The 16,959-nt window shown below is 62.0% G+C and carries 14 protein-coding genes; 8 read left to right on the forward strand and 6 right to left on the reverse strand.

Annotated elements, in window-relative coordinates:
• Positions 1-149: 149 nt before the first annotated feature.
• Complete coding sequence (locus SR882_RS02750) at positions 150-1,091, reverse strand: LysR family transcriptional regulator (protein WP_322521825.1); 942 nt, start codon at positions 1,089-1,091, stop codon at positions 150-152.
• Positions 1,092-1,210: 119 nt separating this feature from the next.
• Here SR882_RS02750 and SR882_RS02755 point away from each other — a divergent pair, with 119 nt between their 5' ends.
• The 7 genes from SR882_RS02755 to SR882_RS02785 all read left to right on the forward strand — a co-directional run bounded on the left by SR882_RS02755 (position 1,211) and on the right by SR882_RS02785 (position 10,107).
• Positions 1,211-1,765 carry a cytochrome b gene (locus SR882_RS02755; RefSeq protein WP_322521826.1) on the forward strand — a complete coding sequence of 185 codons (555 nt, stop codon included), beginning with the start codon at positions 1,211-1,213 and terminating at the stop codon, positions 1,763-1,765.
• Between the two features lie 33 nt (positions 1,766-1,798).
• Positions 1,799-2,386, forward strand: coding sequence for a YceI family protein (locus tag SR882_RS02760; RefSeq protein ID WP_322521827.1), 588 nt, complete (start codon positions 1,799-1,801; stop codon positions 2,384-2,386).
• 569 nt (positions 2,387-2,955) lie between these two features.
• Complete coding sequence (locus SR882_RS02765; protein WP_322521828.1) at positions 2,956-3,795, forward strand: hypothetical protein; 840 nt, start codon at positions 2,956-2,958, stop codon at positions 3,793-3,795.
• 89 nt (positions 3,796-3,884) lie between these two features.
• Positions 3,885-5,375, forward strand: coding sequence for a hypothetical protein (locus SR882_RS02770; protein ID WP_322521829.1), 1,491 nt, complete (start codon positions 3,885-3,887; stop codon positions 5,373-5,375).
• A 95-nt stretch (positions 5,376-5,470) separates the two neighbouring features.
• Positions 5,471-6,633 (forward strand): IS3 family transposase gene (locus tag SR882_RS02775; protein WP_407653337.1). Its coding sequence is split into 2 segments (ribosomal slippage): positions 5,471-5,735 and positions 5,735-6,633, totalling 1,164 coding nucleotides; the frame shifts between segments, so codons are not numbered across the junction.
• A 1,095-nt stretch (positions 6,634-7,728) separates the two neighbouring features.
• Positions 7,729-8,823, forward strand: a complete 1,095-nt coding sequence (locus SR882_RS02780) for an ADP-ribosylglycohydrolase family protein (protein WP_322521830.1) — start codon at positions 7,729-7,731, stop codon at positions 8,821-8,823.
• A 396-nt stretch (positions 8,824-9,219) separates the two neighbouring features.
• Entirely contained in the window at positions 9,220-10,107 is an 888-nt protein-coding gene (locus SR882_RS02785) for a mechanosensitive ion channel family protein (protein WP_322521831.1), read from the forward strand.
• Between the two features lie 980 nt (positions 10,108-11,087).
• Here SR882_RS02785 and SR882_RS02790 read toward each other — a convergent pair.
• The 5 genes from SR882_RS02790 to SR882_RS02810 all read right to left on the reverse strand — a co-directional run bounded on the left by SR882_RS02790 (position 11,088) and on the right by SR882_RS02810 (position 15,314).
• Positions 11,088-13,322, reverse strand: a complete 2,235-nt coding sequence (locus SR882_RS02790) for a TonB-dependent receptor family protein (RefSeq protein WP_322521832.1) — start codon at positions 13,320-13,322, stop codon at positions 11,088-11,090.
• A gap of 113 nt (positions 13,323-13,435) precedes the next feature.
• Complete coding sequence (gene hemP / locus SR882_RS02795) at positions 13,436-13,627, reverse strand: hemin uptake protein HemP (protein WP_322521833.1); 192 nt, start codon at positions 13,625-13,627, stop codon at positions 13,436-13,438.
• Positions 13,624-14,037, reverse strand: coding sequence for an ExbD/TolR family protein (locus tag SR882_RS02800; RefSeq protein WP_322521834.1), 414 nt, complete (start codon positions 14,035-14,037; stop codon positions 13,624-13,626). Before SR882_RS02800 ends, hemP begins: the two co-directional genes overlap by 4 nt.
• Before the next feature lie 3 nt (positions 14,038-14,040).
• Positions 14,041-14,781 (reverse strand): MotA/TolQ/ExbB proton channel family protein, encoded by a 741-nt coding sequence (locus SR882_RS02805; RefSeq protein WP_322521835.1) that lies wholly within the window; start codon positions 14,779-14,781, stop codon positions 14,041-14,043.
• 113 nt (positions 14,782-14,894) lie between these two features.
• A complete protein-coding gene (locus SR882_RS02810; protein WP_322521836.1) occupies positions 14,895-15,314 on the reverse strand; it encodes an energy transducer TonB in 420 nt (139 codons plus the stop codon).
• A gap of 670 nt (positions 15,315-15,984) precedes the next feature.
• On the opposite strand from SR882_RS02810, the gene SR882_RS02815 reads away from it, so the two are divergent.
• Entirely contained in the window at positions 15,985-16,959 is a 975-nt protein-coding gene (locus SR882_RS02815) for a calcium/sodium antiporter (protein ID WP_322521837.1), read from the forward strand.

A 16,959-nucleotide genomic window follows, 5' to 3' on the forward strand; every position in this document is an offset into this window, starting at 1 on the left:
AGCCAAGATAGCCGAGCCGAAAACGACTGTCAAATGCGAATCATTCCTAGTCCAGCTTCGATTGATATCCGAGTTTGCCGCTTGGCCTTAGCTGCGCGAGTGCCCGGCTCGACGGCACGGCTTGACGGCGCGGCTGGCGGCGAGCCGGCTCAGCGGGTTGCCGGCCCCTTGTCCGCGATCGGCAGGTGGTGATCCCAGTAGGGCTCGCCGGCGAAGCGCTGGGCGAGAAAGTCGATGAACGCGCGCACCCGCGCCGAGAGGTGGCGGGTCTGCGGATAGACCGCGTAGGCGCCGATCTCCGGCCAGGGCACGTCGGTGAGGATGGGCACCAGCCGGCCCTCGCCGATCTCGCGGTGCAGCAGGAAGGTCGGTTCGATCACGATGCCCGCGCCGCCGATGGCCGCCTCGCGCAAGAAATCGCCGTTGTTGACCCGCAGCCGGCGCCGACCGTGCACGGCCTGCCAGCGTCCCTGGGTGTCGGTGTAGCCCCAGACGCGCGTCTCGGGAACATTGCTGTAGATCAGGCAGTCGTGATCGGCGAGATCCGCCGGGTGGTGCGGGGTGCCGTGGCGGGCGAGGTAGTCCGGGCTGGCGGCGGCGAGGTTGCGGATCGGCGCGAGCTTGCGCGCCATCAGGGTGGAGTCCGGCAGGCTGGCCAGTCGAATCCCGAGGTCGTAACCGTCGGCGACCAGGTCGACCTCGTTGTCGTCGAGATTGAGATCGAAGCTCACTCCGGGGTGGGCATTCATGAACGCGGTGATCGCCGGCTGCAGGTGCGTCAGGCCGAACGAGAGCGGTGCCGCGATCCGCAGCACGCCGGAAAGCTCGCCATGCTCGCGGGTGACCGCCTCCTCCGCCTGGTCCAGATCGGCGAGCAGGCGCGCGGCACGGTGGTAGTACGCCTCGCCCGACGGGGTGAGCGCGAGGTGGCGGGTGGTGCGATGTACCAGCTCCACGCCCAGATGGTTCTCCAGCTCCCGCAGGCGCCGGCTCACGGCGGACTTGGCAATGCCGAGGCGCTCGGCCGCGCCGCTGATCGAGCCGACATCCGCCACGCAGGTGAAAGTGGCCATGGCGGTGAAGCGATCCATATTGTTCTCTTTTCGGCAACAGTGTTTTCAGAGATTAGTGATTTAAAAACCACCGCGCAACGACCATGCTCTCGCCGTGATCGGACGGCAATCGCCAATGATCGGAACAGGGAGCAGGCATGCAGTGGCGTAACACGCAATCGGGATACGGCTGGACGGCCATCGGCTTTCACTGGCTGGTGGCCGTTGCCGTGGTGGGGCTGTTTGCCCTGGGCTGGTGGATGGTCGAGCTGACCTACTACGACCCGTGGTACCGCCAGGCCCCGGCCATCCACAAGGCCGTCGGCGTGCTGCTGTTTCTGGTGCTGACCGCGCGTCTGCTCTGGCGGTGGCTCAACCCGTCCCCCCGCCCACTCGGCCGACCGTGGGAGCGGCGGCTGGCCCGCCTGGTGCATGGCCTGTTCTACCTGCTGTTGTTCGCCCTGATGACCGCCGGCTACCTGATCTCCACCGCCGACGGCAGTGCGATCGACGTGTTCGGGCTGTTCTCGGTACCCGCCACCATCAGCGACCTGCCGGAACAGGAAGACATCGCCGGCGATGTTCACCGCTGGCTGGCCTGGACGGTGATGGGACTGGTCGCGCTGCACACGCTGGCGGCCTTCAAACACCACCTGATCGACCGGGATGACACCCTGCGCCGGATGCTCCGGCCCGGGGCGTCCCGGCGCTGAATTCGACTGACCCCCATAGGAAGGAGACCACCCATGATCAAGCGCACCCTGACTACCGCGGCACTCGCCGCCGCCATCGCCACCCCGGTTGCCCTGCCGACCACCGCGCAGGCCGCCGAGTACGTCATCGACACCGAGGGCCAGCACGCCTTTATCGAATGGCGCATCCAGCACCTTGGCTACTCCTGGCTGTACGGCCGTTTCAACGATTTCGAGGGCAGCTTCGAGTACGAGGACGGCGCGATTGAAGATGCCAGCGTCGACGTCACCATCGACATGGCCAGCCTGGATTCGAACCACGCCGAGCGCGACAAGCATCTGCGCGAGAAGGACTTCTTCTACGTGAAGGAATACCCCGAAGCCACCTTCAAGAGCACCGGCATCGAATCGACCGAGGACGGGTTCGTCATCACCGGCGATCTCACCATGCGCGGCGTCACCAAGGAGATCGAGATCGAGGCGGAGAAGATCGGCGAGGGCGAGGACCCCTGGGGCGGCTACCGTGCCGGTTTCCTCGGCACCACGACGCTCACGCTCAAGGACTTCGGTATCGACTACGACCTGGGGCCGGCGGCGACCACAGCCGAGGTGACGTTGTCGGTGGAGGGCGTTCGCCAATAAATCAACGCTCGCCCCCTGCGATCGAAGAATCACCCGGCACGCGCCCCGGCACATACTGTCGGGGCGTTTCTTTACTCAGCCTGAATAATGACCATCCTTTCTCCCTGCGCTGCCTTCCCCTCTGCTTCCCAACTCGATAGGCTGGCCATCAGGCATTGCACGCCCACACGGGCCCTGATTGCAGAGGGAAGGACGCTCGATGTCACGGAAGGCCACCTTGAAAACGCGCCATGAATCCCACATCGGCTGGCCCACTTGCGGCGAGCAGTCGGTTCAGGATGCCCGCAAGAACCCCTGCCATGGGGCACCCCTGTCGCCCGCACGCTCTCCTTGCACGTCACTGATTTGCAAGGATGCCTGCGCGATATGGAGATGCCTTATGCGGCGCATGCGCCGCATAAGGCGTTACGCGGCGGATCTGCCGCATAACACCCTTCCACAACTTCCAGGCACTCGTCGCAAGACATTGATCCCTCAGGGAACCCTCGCTGTGCCAGGATCAAGGCCGGGATGTTATGCGGCGTTTCGGCCGTCCAATTATAGTTATGCATCAAACAAGGAGTATTAATTTGACCGATAAAACAGGAAAAAAAGAAGGTTCACCCCTCTGGGAATGGGTTAAAGCAATTTCAATGCTCGTAATTGTTGGCGTGTTTTCATACAAGGTATATTTGACTCCAATTAATCTAACGGTAGATTTTCCAACCCTCCTTTCACTTCTTCTAGCCCTATTTTCAGTAGGCTTGGCGGCTCTTTTCTATTTTAAAGCTACGGAAACAAGCAACACTTTCTACGACAATACATACAACTTTACGAAGGACATTGCTCAGCTTTTGGTAAAGATAGAAAGTGGTTTTGGTGAAAAGCTTAGGAATCTAGATGAAGGTTATGCGGCAATGCGGAGTCAGCTTCAAAGAGATCCTACTTACAATTCTGAGGCCAAGGAAACAAAGCAGAAAATTGAAGGCGAGAAACAAGAAATCGAAAAAGTTCTTGAAGAGAGAAACGCAATTCTTAGTAACCTTTTAGAAAGATCCCAGCTTGAGCAAGACGAAAAAGAGAAGGTTCTTGCTGAGTTAGCCGAAAAAGAAAAAGAGCTAGAAGAATCTCAGAAAGAATTAAATAGAATGAATAAGCGGCTATTTATGGAGCGAATGAAGAAGAGGGAGCTGGCAGATGAATTTGATTCAGCGTTAGAGAGATATACATATCAACGTATTATTGAAGGAATCGGACTTGAACGAGTTCTTCATCTCAGCTCACTTGGTGTTAAGAAGAAAGTCGATCAGTTGTTAAATGAGATGCCACATCAATACATTGAAGATTTAGAAAAAAATGGATACTTCGATAATGGAATTACAAGAAAAGGCGTTGAATTTATAAGGGAGTTGGCGCGTAAAAATGCATAACAAAGCCATAAAATACGCTCCCTTTGGTCGCCGGACGCTCACAAGTTCGCGCCGTTTATGGCGGCGTTAGCCATCATGGAGACGTTTTCATGAATCCTCAGCTTCTGTTTAACGAGTACTTCGAAATCGACCAGAAGGTGGTGGATCGGTATGGGGCGCTCAACATATGCGTGGAAGCAGACCTTCCACTTTTTGTTGATCCGTTTCTGTTGTTCTCATCTGAGAATCCCGAGTATCAGGCACTGCACGACAAAATAGTCGGACATCTGATTTTTCTCCGCGAACTTGCCTCGAATAACCCTTCAATTGGGCCTTCACTTTTTAAGTTCCCAGAAGTCCCACAGAACTGGCTTGGAATGTGTAAGTGGGGCAACAACGGTAAGGGTCTAGGCCCCAAGTTCGCTCGCAACCTAGTAGGCGCATTTAATGGCTTCTATCGCAATTTTGGGGCCGAGACAGTCACCAACGCTTCTCACATAGAAAAGTTGACACTAGTTGGGTCAGGAATTGGTCGCGATTTCATAAGCGATTTCACAACTAATCTCATGCTGGAATTTCTGCTGAGCTACTCTCAAAAATTTGCACAACAGCATCTTTCTCAACAACAACGCAAAACTTTCACGGTGCGCTGTAGCTTCGATCAAGACCTCATGGTTTGGACTCCAAAGTCGTTCGAGCTTCCATACTTCTACAAGGGAGATCGGGACGAGGATTTCATACTGCTAACACCCGTGGATATACTGACAAAAGATGAGGCCTTCATCTGTCACAGCGATTTTACGAGTCAGTTCAGGAAAGTTGCAAACTCCCTGGGCAACGCGGCGCTCCGAGATGCTATCAACCTCTACTTCCAAAAACGCCTTCCGACCAACCCTAAAAAGGAAGATATTGAACGGGCAATTGATGCAACGGTTCACAAATACCCTGAAATCCTCGACTACTACATTGCGAAAAAAGAATCGGAAAAGGACAAGGCATCTGTACTTTCTGCTGAGAAAGTTGAGAAATTACGAGTTGAGCTACTCGCCACGCTCACAGACTTCTGTAAGCACTTGTTTTCGAACAGCGATTTCTACAATATCGAGCCCAATAGCTATGGTGAAGCTCTGAAGCGGGCGCACTTCCTTAAGCAGGTGATTGAGGACAACGACGGCTACAAAATTTTCTACAAGGGTGGCAAGCCAATCTCATCAGAGGAAACGGTTCAACGAATTTTTCGTCTGACCTGGTTTGCTTCGCCATACGACGTAAACGCCGAAGTTAACAATGGTAGAGGCCCCGCTGACTACAAGGTCTCGTTTGGGGGTCGGGATTCAACGATAGTCGAATTTAAGCTTGGTGGCTCTAGTTCCCTTAAGAAGAACTTGCAAAATCAGACGGAAATTTACAAGAAAGCATCGAAGTCGATTTCTGATATCAAGGTTGTTCTTTGTTACACGAAAGTTGAAATCGCCAAGGTCTACCGGGTGCTCAAGGCTATTCAGCAGGAAAACGCCGAGAACGTGATTGTCATTGATGCAACGCCAAAACTCTCGGCTTCAAAGGTGGGCCAACGGGGTCGGACCAAGCCAACCTTATGATATTGCAAGTATAAGCGTCGTTGTGAAGTGGTTCACTGATCTTGGACACCCGGATAGGTGGTAATTTTGCCACCGTGACCACGAGGTGTATCAGGATGGGACGACGACATTTTTCAGCCGCGTTCAAGCTCGAGGCGACCAGCCTGGTGCTGGATCAGGGCTACACGGTGCCCGAGGCATGCGCTTCGCTGAACATCGGCGATACTGCACTACGTCGGTGGGTTAAGCAGGCCCGTGCCGAGCGGGAGGGTACCGTCCCGGCGGGCCATGCCCCGTTGACCGAGGAGCACCGCCGCATCGCCGAGCTGGAAGCCAAGGTCAAACGCCTGGAGCAGGAGAAAGCCATCCTAAAAAAGGCGACGGCTCTCTTCGTCGAGGACGAGACGCGACATTCGCGGTGATCGACCGACTGGGAGAGCCTGCCAACGTAGCCTTTGTCTGTCGGACGCTGGGTGTTCCCCGATCCAGTTACTACCACTACCGCGAGCGGAAGGGCCGTGAAGTGGACGTCGACCGGCTTGAGCTTCGAGCCCAGGCAAGGCGGTACTTTCACGAAAGCCGGGGGTCAGCCGGCAGCCGCACGCTGCGGGGTCGTTTCGCGGCCGACGGCATAGCGATCGGCCGATTCAAGGTCCGCCGGCTCATGCGGGAGGCCAACCTCGTCAGCCGACAGCCACGCCGGGCCCCGTACAAGCACGCCCGGCAAGAAAAACCCGACGTGCCGAACCGGCTGGGCCGAGCGTTCGCCGTCGAACAGCCCAACCAGGTCTGGTGTGGTGACATCACCTACCTCTGGGTCGAGGGCCGATGGTGTTACCTAGCGGTGGTCATGGACCTGTTTGCCCGTCGGGTCGTCGGCTGGGCCGTCTCGGACTCGCCGGATGCCCGGTTGGCCGAGAGCGCCTTGTCGCATGCCTGGCAGCAACGGGGGCGACCCCGCCACATCCTGTTCCACTCCGACCAGGGTGTGCAGTACGCCGCGGCTTCTTATGCCGCGGCCCTGTCCCGTTTTGGCATGGAACCGAGCATGAGCCGGCGGGGCAACTGCTGGGACAACGCGCCGATGGAGCGACTTTTCCGCAGCTTCAAGAGCGAGTGGATGCCCCACCGAGGCTATGGCTCGATCGCCGAGGCGAGACGAGATGCCGGCGCCTACTTGATGGGCTACTACGATTCGGTCCGCCCGCATCAATACCTGGACGGTCAAACGCCGGCGGAAACCGAGAAATCACTCAACGAACTGTCCAAGATCGCTTGACCACTTCATTGGTTAGCGGTTTGATGGCGTTAGAAGGGCGTTTTGAGAAGCAAAATTGGCGCTCTAACGAGGGAAGTATTGCCGCGTGTTGAACGCGATGGAGGGGTTTCACGCGCAGTTGCACAAGCGGGCACTGATTGGCGGCAGTGCTTGGCGCGCGAGTCGGTTTTCTTGCTTGTCCAAGAAAATCGACGAAAAGAAGGACACCCCGACGCCTTGGCCCTGCGGGCCTGATCGCTGGTGCGATCAGCCTCGCGAACGGGGAATCGCGGACGGGTCGGTTCGCCGCGACGTCCTGTCGCGGCGAACCTCGGGCTTGCGTCCATGCAAGCCCGACCCTGCGATTTCCCGTCCGCGAGGCAAGGCGTAAGGGGGGACTCCCCCTTCGATCCACATATTTCATGGACTTCAGCGGCGTACATGCCTTGGGGTCCGGTGGAATGAACCCTCGCAGCTGGCATGGCGGTTAACGAGGGCCTTTGCCCCCTAGGGCTTGCCTCACGGCCGGCGGGTGGCCGGGGTCGGAGCGACACGACGTCGCGTCGAGCCGGCCCTAGGGAATCTCTGCGTGAATGGATAGTGCCTCTGCGGGACCGCCAAGGGTCCAGATGCAAGGCGCGGTGCGCAGTGAATGGCCGTCGCATTCGCAAGCGCCGCAACGCCGCAGATGGGCAGTTGGCGGCCCGCCCGTGCGGGGCTCGCGGGTTTGCCCGCACTCGTCGTTTCCGGCCCTCGACGGGCAATGAGCCCGCCTTCGGCCCGGTGCCTCGATTGCGAACAAACCCGCAAGCCAGAGGCGCCATCGATTCGTGCAGAGATTCCCTGGCCAGCCGTCGGTCGTGAGGCTTCGAGGTCGGACGCCGTCCGGCCTCGAAGGCCCGAAGGGCCAAGCCGTGGGGTGTCCTTCTTTTCGCCTCTTTTCTTGGACAAGCAAGAAAAGGGGCTCGCACGCCGGGCACGGCGGTAGTTGTTGTCCACCCTGCGCAACAGGCGTGCGAAACAAATCTCACCCGGTGATGGATGCCCACTCGAGTGGCGACTACGCTTGTAAGCGATAGCCGCAGACGTCTTTAACGAATCACCGTCGGAGGCTCCATGACCAATCGCGAAGATATAAAAGACCGTGCCGCCGGCGCGATCATGGGGGCCTTCGTCGGCGATGCCCTGGGGTTGGGTCCGCACTGGTACTACAACCTCGACGAGTTGCGTCGGGACTACGGCGAATGGATCGACGGTTATACCGCCCCCAAGCCCGGTCGCTACCACGAGGGCCTCAAGGCAGGCCAGCTCTCCCAGGCGGGGGTTATCCTCGACTTGATGCTGCGTTCGCTGGTCGCGGCGAATGGTTACGACGAAGCCGATTTCTGTCGGCGGCTGGATGATGACCTCTTCCCAATGCTCGATGGCACCCCGGCCGCCGGTCCCGGCGGTTACACCAGCCAGTCCATCCGTGATGCCTGGCGAAAACGGGTCGAGTACGGCTTGCCCTGGGGTGAAGTCGGCGGCCACGCCGACACCACCGAAGCCATTGAACGCACGCTTGCCATTGCCGTGCGCTATGCATTCCAGCCCAAGAAACTGGCTGCAGCCATTGCCGGCAACACCACGCTCACTCAGGTGGACGAAACGGTGGTCTCCATGACCGTGGCGCACGGTGCGCTGCTGGCCCAGCTGGTTCAGGGGCAACGCCTGGATGCGGAAATCTCCGCTCGGCTGATGGCCTTGGTGAAACGTGGCGATTTGCCGTTTCATGCCGTCACCAGCGATGACTTGCAGCCTCCCCAGCCGGGGCAGCCGGACCCGCCCCGGGCCGGTCGTTTTGCCTCGCCCGATGCCTTGCTGACCCCGTCATTCATCGCCGCGGCGGCTGCCGATCCCGGGGTGCGCATCGAGCCGCCCTGGAAAGTCTCCCTGGTGTACGGCATGCCCTGCGCCATTTATCACCAGCTGCCGGCGGCCTACTACCTCTCGGCAAAATTTGCCGACGATTTCGAGGCGGCGGTATTGCACGCGGTCAATGGCGGTGGCCAGAACATGGCCCGGGCGATGCTGACCGGGGCGCTGACGGGGGCGCAGGTGGGTCTCAGCGGAATCCCGCAGCGGTTTATCGACGGGTTGGAAAACGTCGGCGAGTTGCAGCGGCGGGCCGAGCGAGTGGCCTCCGCGGTGGCAGCCGACGGTCTTCCATGATGGTCCAGGTATCCGAGCGGCGGAGGCCGAACGGGCGGCGACGCCCCCAGGTCAGCCCGAACCGGCGCTCATCGTCGTCACATGGCCGCCGCAGCGCCCGTCGAACGAGCGCCGTGGCGGGCGTTCGTCCGTTGTTCGCTTCCCGTCGCGGAACGGTTGCACGAGCCATTAAACGCCCCGGCAGATGTTGCCGGGGCGCTTTTTCGTCTGTCGTGTCAGGGTAAGAAGACCCTTTTCTATCGCTTTGTGACCCGCAATTGCTCGCTGGGCGAGTTGTCGTGCGGTCTAAGCTTGAAGGGCCTCGTGTGGTTTCGGGATCGCCGCGCCCACAGGGGATGAGCACCACGGCGTGCGCAAGCCGCGCTGATTTACGCGCTGATTGATGGGGAGCGAGTCATGCAGGAAGGTTTCGGAGCAGGGGTGTTGGCCCTCTGGCAGGCCCCTCTGTACCAGGCGGGCGAAACGACCATCCACCTGAGCCAGTTGGTGATAGCGCTTCTCGTCATCGTGCTGGGCTTTTTGCTGGTGCGTTACGTGGGGCGCACGCTATCGCGTCGCATCGACAAGGATTCGCGCGTATCGGCCCAGCGGGCGCACGTGATCCGCAAGATGGTCGCCTACGTGGGCTATCTGACCATCGTCCTCATGGCCCTCCCGATCGCCGGCATTCCGATCACGGTGTTTGCCATTCTGGGTGGTGCGCTCGCCATCGGTGTGGGTTTTGGTGCCCAGAATCTGCTCAACAACCTGATCTCGGGCATCATTCTGCTGGTCGAACACCCCATCAAGATTGGCGATGTCGTCGAGCTGGAGACCGACAGGGGGCGCGTCGAGGATATCGGGAATCGTTGCGTGCGCATCCGGCGTTTCGACGGGGTGCATGTGCTGGTGCCGAACAGTTACTTTCTCGAGCAACGTGTCACCAACTGGACACTGGTGTCCAACGAGGTGCGTGGTGGGGTAACGGTAGGCGTGGCCTACGGCTCACCCACCCGCCGGGTGGAACAGCTGATGTTGCAGGCCGCGATGGAGCAAAGGGCCATTGACGACAGCCTGGCGAATCCCGAGGTGCTGTTCGAGGACTTCGGCGACAACAGCCTGGTTTTTACCGTGTTCTTCTGGACGCGGGTTCAGGTGGCCACGGACCTTCGTCGACTCCAATCGACCATCCGATTCCGTATTGATGAGCTGTTTGCCGAAGACGGGATCGTGATTGCCTTCCCGCAACGTGATGTGCACCTGGATACCAGCGATCCCCTGCCACTTCGCATGGTCGATGAGTGAACGGGGCGAAGGGAGACAAAAACCCGTCCGCTGTGGCCGTGTTCGTGGCTCGGCCCGAGCACGGGACTGACAAAGGGGTCAGAACCCTTTAAGACGCTTCTATGATTTCGCACGCCCTCAACGCAAGTGCTGAGTGCCAAACCGCATTGGTAGGCGCGCGAGTCGGTTTTCTTGCTTGTCCAAGAAAACCGACGAAAAGAAGGACACCCCGACGCCTTGTGCGGGCCTGATCGCTGCGCGATCAGCCTCGCAAACGGGGCATCGCGGACCGGTCGGTTCGACGCGACCTCCTGTCGCGGCGAACCTCGGGCTTGCCGGTCCAGCTACGCCAAGGCTCCGCCTTCATCGGGCATGCGGCGTGCCACTGGCACGCCGGTCCCGATTCACCCATGCCGGCCCGACCCTGCGATTCCCCGCTCGCGAGGCAAGGCGTAAGGGGGCGCCCCCTTCGATCCACGTAATTCACGGACTTCAGCGGTGTACATGCCTTCGGTTTCCGGTGGCATGAACGCTCGGCAGCCGGCACGACGGTAAGCGAAGGTTTTCGCCCCATGACGGCTTGCCTCACGGCCGGCGGGTGGCCGGGGTCGGAGCGACATGGACGTCGCTCCGAGGCTCAGCGCGACACGATGTCGCGTCGAGCCGGCCCCGAGACATTCGCCGGCCGTGAGGCTTCGAGGTCGGACAAACGTCCGGCCTCGAAGGCCCGAAGGGCCAAGCCGTGGGGTGTCCTTCTTTTCGCCTCTTTTCTTGGACAAGCAAGAAAAGGGGCTCGCGCGCCGGACACGGCGGTGGTTATCTGCTTCTTCGCGTAACAGGCGTGCGAAACCCTCCGCCTCGTTTTGAGAATTCCGGATAGTTGGGCGGAGCCGATGTTGGACAGAAGCCCGCCCCATAACGCGACGCTCCTTCCAAAAAAGGAACCCCCGGCAAGGTCACCCTTGCCGGGGGGGTGGTCTCGAGTCGGTCGTGCCGTTCGATCAGAAGTCGAACTGTGCCCCGACCATCACGGTCCGCGGCTTGCCGACCCGGAAACCGGCCGGACGGATCGCGGCGACGTAGGTTTCGTCGGTGAGGTTTTCCACCGTGGCGAACAGCTTGGCGTTCCTGGTCAGCCGGTAGTTTGCCGACAGGTCGAAGATGGTGCGCGCATCGACCTTCTCGCTAGCCGGGATGGAACCGCTGCCGGCCACGGCGCGGGTCTCGCCGACGTAGTTGGCGGTGGCATGCACGCCGAAGCGCTCGCCTTCCACGCCCGCTGACACGGAGAGCTGGTGCTCGGGGGTGTTGGGCAATTCGTCGCCCTTCTGCACGTCGCCCCAGGCGCCGTAGTCGGAGTCAAAGCTGTTCTGGAACTCGGTGTCGGTCCAGGTGTAGGCCACGCGCAGCGGGACCTTGACGGCCCAGTCGCGTGCCGCGCCCAGGTCGTACACGGCGAGTGCCTCGAGACCGCGAACCTGTACCTCGCCACCGTCGAAGCTGTCGCCGATGGTGCAGCCGCCGCCGGTGGAGGCGGTGCACACCCCGACCAGGTTCTCGTAGTCGTTGAGGAAGCCGATCACCTCGGACTGGAACGCGCCGTCCTGGTAACGCACGCCGGCCTCCCAGTTGATCGCCTCTTCCTCGTCGGCCTCGCCCACGCCGGTGGGCGCGAAGCCCTTGTAGACGCCGGCGAGCAGTTGCCAGTTCTGGTTGACGTCGAAGGTCGCGCCCAGCCCCGGGATCAGGACGTCGTAGTCGGCCGATTCGTCATCACGCGAGACGGTGCTCCGATCGGCATCGGCGTAGCGGGTGCGGTCGATGTCGATCGACTCGTAGCGCAGGCCCGGGGTGACGGCCAGTCTGCCGAAGTCCATGCGGTCCTGGACGAAGGCGGCGATGGTCTTGGCCTCGGTGACGCGGTTGCCGGCGCCGCCGAGCTCGCCACGATCGGTGAGTACCAGCGAGCCGTCGACCATGTCGTACTCGTCCTGCCACTGGAAGCGGTCGATCTCGTCCTCGTGGTAGCGCAGGCCGAATTTCAGGTGATGGTCGATGTCGCCAGTGGCAATCCGCCAGTTGGCGCGCGACTCGATGCCCTGCGAGACGTACTCGCGGTTGTTGGCCTTGATGTGGCCGCGCAGGTCACCGTCATTGGCACCGGTGATCCAGCTCATCTCGTCACTGTTGGCATCCGGTTTGGCGAGGATGGTGGAGATCCCCGTCCCGTCGACATCATTGAGCTTGTACCAGTTGCGGTGGAACTCGTTGCGGTAGAGCGTCGTGGTGACGTCGAGATCCGGGGTGACCTCGATGAAGTGACGCAGCTGGTACTGGGTGTGCTCGGTGTTCATCTGGTCGATCGCCGAGCCGGCGTAGCGGCGATAGGGCGTGGCCTCGTAATCCTCGCGGGTCAGGCCCAGATAGGTCTCGTCGATGGTCTTTTCATCGCGGGCGAGCTTGAGTTCCAGTTCCTGGTAGCGCTCGGCGCTGGCCGGGGTGTTGAGGCGGAACTTGCCCAGGTAGTTCTGGATCTCGTAGCCGGGGTTTTCCGTGCCGCGCTGGGGGGTATCCAGGTCACGGAAGCCATCGGCATTGTCCTGGTAGGTCTCGAGCAGGTAGCCAAAGGTCTCCTCGCTGTTGCCGTACCAGGCGTGCAGGCGACGAGCATCGCGTTCGCCGGCGGAAACGCGCACGCGCCCCTGTGCCTCGCCCGGGATGGGCGTGGAGGTCATGTTCAGTGCGCCGCCAACGGTGTAGGGGCCGTACTCGATCGACGATGAGCCCTTGCGCACCTCGACCGAGTGCATGCGCGCGATGTTGGGGAAGTAGTAGGCGGCCGGCGCGGCGTAGGGGGCCGGGGCGATCATCACGCCATCCTCCATCACCGTGATGCGGCTGTTGCGATCCTGGTTCGCGCCGCGGATGGAGATGTTGGGAAACAGGCCGTGGCCTTCCTCCTCGGTGACGTAGACGCCGGGCACCTGGCGCAGCACCTTCATCGAATCGTTGCCGGGAATGGTTTCCAGTTTGTCGTGATCGAGCACGTGTGCCGAGCCGGCGACGTCGCGGATGGCATCGGCCCCGCCGACGATCGAGATGCGGTCGAGCACCGGGCTGGCGGTGACCGGTACGGCCTGGGTGCTGTCCTGGGCGAATGCCAAAGTGGCCGGGGCGCTCAGTGCGGTGGCGATGGCGGCAGCCAGTGCCCCGCGTCGGGCGGGTCGGAAGGTCATGTCAGCTCTCCTGTCGTGTCGTTTTATGCCGGTGGGACCGGCCGATTGGCAGTGCTGGCTGGCTTGATCTTGCACTCCGCTCTGCGCGGGGGCTGGGTCTGGCTGGCTTGCAGTTACTTGGTAAGAATCAGTTTGTTGGCGGCGGTTATCCGCAACTGGTAGCGCTGGCCGTCGTGGCAGATCCAGCATTGTCCGTCGGGGGACATCAGGTGCTGGCTGTCGATGCAGCGCTCGCCGTCCGGGGGCTGCCGGTCGGCAGCTGACGGGGGCGCTGGTGGCTTGGCTGGTCGGTTAATGTCGTTCATGGCGTTTCCGGTTCCGAGACAAAGCCGAGGCGTTCGATGCCGGCGGTCTTGACCGTGGCCATGGCGCGGGCGACCAGCCGGTAGGGCACGGATTGGTCGGCGCGCAGGTAGACGACCAGTTCGTCGTTGTCGCGGCGGGCCTGGACGAGCACGCTTTCCAGGCGCTGCTCCGAGACCGGCTTGTCGTCGAGATACAGCTGGCCCTGGTCGTCGAGCGACAGGGTGACCGACTCGGGGTCCTCCGCCTGCCGCTCGCTGCTCGCCTTGGGGAGATCCAGGGTGACCGAGTGGGTGATCACCGGCGCGGCGACGATGAATACCACCAGCAGCACCAGCATCACGTCGACCAGCGGGATGACGTTCATCTCCGCCATCGGTTCATCGTGATCGTCAAGTCGACCGAAGGCCATGGCTCAGACCTCCGCCGCCCGGGCGGTGGACGGGGCGGCCGCGTGCCGGCTGGCCGCCTTGCCGCTTCTGCGTGCCCACTCGGCCAGCTGGTCGTCGTGCATCAGTAGCGAATGGACGTCGTGGGCGGCGGCATCCAGTGTCTGGCGGTACAGCCGATGGCTGCGATTGAACAGGTTGAAGAACAGCACGGCCGGGATCGCGGCGGCCAGGCCCGCGGCGGTGGCAACCAGCGCCTCGCCCAGCGGGCCCGCGACCAAGCCCATCGAGACGCTTTGCGCCGAGGACAGGTCGATCAGCGCGCCGTAGATACCCCAGACGGTGCCGAACAGCCCCACGAACGGGGCGAGCGAGCCGACGGTGGCGAACAGTAATTGGCCCGCCTGCAGCCGGGTTTCCTGGCGGTCGAGCGCCTGGCGGATGCCGCGGATCAGGGCCTCGTCGAGTCGTTGGCGGGCCTGGGCATCGCCCTCGAGCGGGCCGCGATAGTCGCGCACGGCCTGCAAGCCGGCCTGGGCGAGGGCGGCGGTCGGGTCGTCGCGGTCGGCCAGGCGTGCCTCGAGTTCGGCGGCGCGATGGCTGTGCGCGATGACCTGCATGCTGTGACGTGTCGCGCGACGTCGCTGGATCAGGGCGAACAGCTTGGTGGCGGCGACCGCCCAGGTCGCCAGCGACATGATCAGCAGGGTGACGAAGACTCCTACCAGGACGGCGTCGCCGTGATCGAAAACCAGAAGGATGTCCATTGTGCGAGTCCTCGTGGGAGTGGCTGCCGAATGAGGCGGCCATGATAGTCAAGAAAAAGGCAAATGAAAACCGTTCGCAATCGCGTCTGTGGTGATGGCCCCGTCGGGGTGGTTCAGCGCAGCTTGAACCGCAGCGGGACGATCACCTCGCCTTGGACGGCGTTCCCGCCGCGGGTCGCCGGCTCGAATCGCCACTTGGCCACGGCCTCCATGGCGGCGCGGTCGAGTCGTTCGTGGCCGCTCGAGCGCTCGACCGACCAGTCGATCGGCCTGCCATCGGCATCCACCACGACCAGCAGGCGGACTTCGCCTTCCTGGCGCAGTCGTTGGGCCGCCCGGGGGTAGACCGGGGGTGGGTTGTCCAGGTAGCCGGCCGAGAAACCGGGGTCGGTCGTCTCGGTGTCGACGTCGGGGCCGGAGTTGGCGGCCGTGTCGCTCGGTGCCGTCTGCCTGACCGAGGATTCCTGTCGGTCGTCCGTTTGCTCGGAACGCTCGGGCGCGGTTTCGCGATCGCTCTGAGTCGGCTTGTCCATCGTCGGCTCGGGCTGCGGTTCGGGCTCCGGTTCAGGCTCTGGCTCCGGTTTAGGCTTTGGTTCCGGTTCCGGTTCAGGCTTTGGCTCCGGCTCCGGCTCCGGCTCGGATTCGGGTTCGGGTTCGGGTTCGGGTTCGGGTTCGGGTTCGGGTTCGGGCTGTGGCTTGGGCTGTGATTCTGGCTGTGATTCTGGCTGTGGTTCCGGTTCGGGTTCCGGCATGGGGACGTGATTGGGGGGTGCCGGCTCGGTCGTTGTTGGTTCCGGCGCCTCGTCTGTCGGCGTGGGGGGCGAGCCGAGATCGGTCTTGCTCAGGTCCACCCATTGCGCCTCGACCGATTGTCCGCCGCCGCGATTCGCGGCGCCCAAGCTCGCGTCGGGGCGTGTCCAGGCCAGCAGGGCCAACACGATGGCCGCATGCAGGACGACGCTCGTCGTAACGCCGGCCCACCAAAGGCGGCGATGCGATCGAGGGGCGCGAGGAGTGGAGCTGGTGGCGGACATGGGGGCTCGGTAGCGGGACTGGTCGGGCAGAATAGAGAATCAATAAGGCGGATGCAAACCGTAATGATTCGCAACCAGGGTTGTGCGGTGGGCGCGATCTCCCTTTGTCGATGTTCTGCAGTAAAGTGGCGCCCGAAACGATCACCGAGATGTTCCGAACGAGGAGTTGATGATGTTGATGCCTGTGTTGGCCGTTCTGGCGGGGCTGGTGCTGTTGGTCTGGAGCGCGGATCGGTTTGTCGATGGGGCGGCGGCCACCGCCAAGCACCTGGGCATGTCGCCGCTGCTGATCGGCATGGTGATCATGGGCTTCGGCACCTCGGCGCCGGAGTTGGTGGTGTCGGTGATGGCCTCATTGGACGGCAGTCCGGGGATTGCCCTGGGGAACGCCTATGGCTCGAACATCGCCAATATTGCCCTGATCCTCGGCCTGACGGCGGTGATCGCGCCGATCGCGGTCCACTCGCAGGTCATCCGGCGCGAGATGCCGATCCTGCTGGCGGTCACGGCCGTCGCGGCCTTGCAGGTCTATGACGGCGAGGTGACTCGCATCGAGGGCGTCGTCCTGCTGGTGCTGCTGGTCGCCCTGCTGGGGTGGAACATCTACCAGGGGCGCCGCGGCCAGGTCGATGCGCTGGGTGGCGAGGTCGAGCAGGAGCTGGTCGCCCACCCGATGCCGATGAAGAAGGCCCTGACCTGGGTCGTGATCGGTCTGCTCCTGCTGGTCGCCAGCTCGCGCCTGTTGGTGTGGGGCGCGGTGGATATCGCGCAATTCTTCGGCGTCTCGGATCTCGTCATTGGCCTGACGGTGGTGGCCATCGGCACCTCACTGCCCGAGCTGGCCTCGTCGATTGCCGCGATTCGCAAGAACGAGCACGACATGGCGCTGGGCAACGTGATCGGCTCGAACCTGTTCAACACCCTGGGCGTGGTGGGTCTCGCCGGCGTGATTCACCCGATGGTCGCCGAGCCGGAGGTGTTCACCCGCGACATGCTGGTGATGGGCGCGCTCACCCTGGCGCTGTTCGTCTTTGCCTACGGCTTTCGCGGGCCGGGGCGCATCACCCGGATCGAGGGCGGCGTGTTGCTGGTGGCGTTCGTCGCGTACACGGCCTACCTGTTGAGCACCACGTTCGCCGCCTGA

This window comes from Guyparkeria halophila (genome assembly GCF_034479635.1).
GTDB classification, from domain to species: Bacteria; Pseudomonadota; Gammaproteobacteria; order Halothiobacillales; family Halothiobacillaceae; genus Guyparkeria; species Guyparkeria halophila.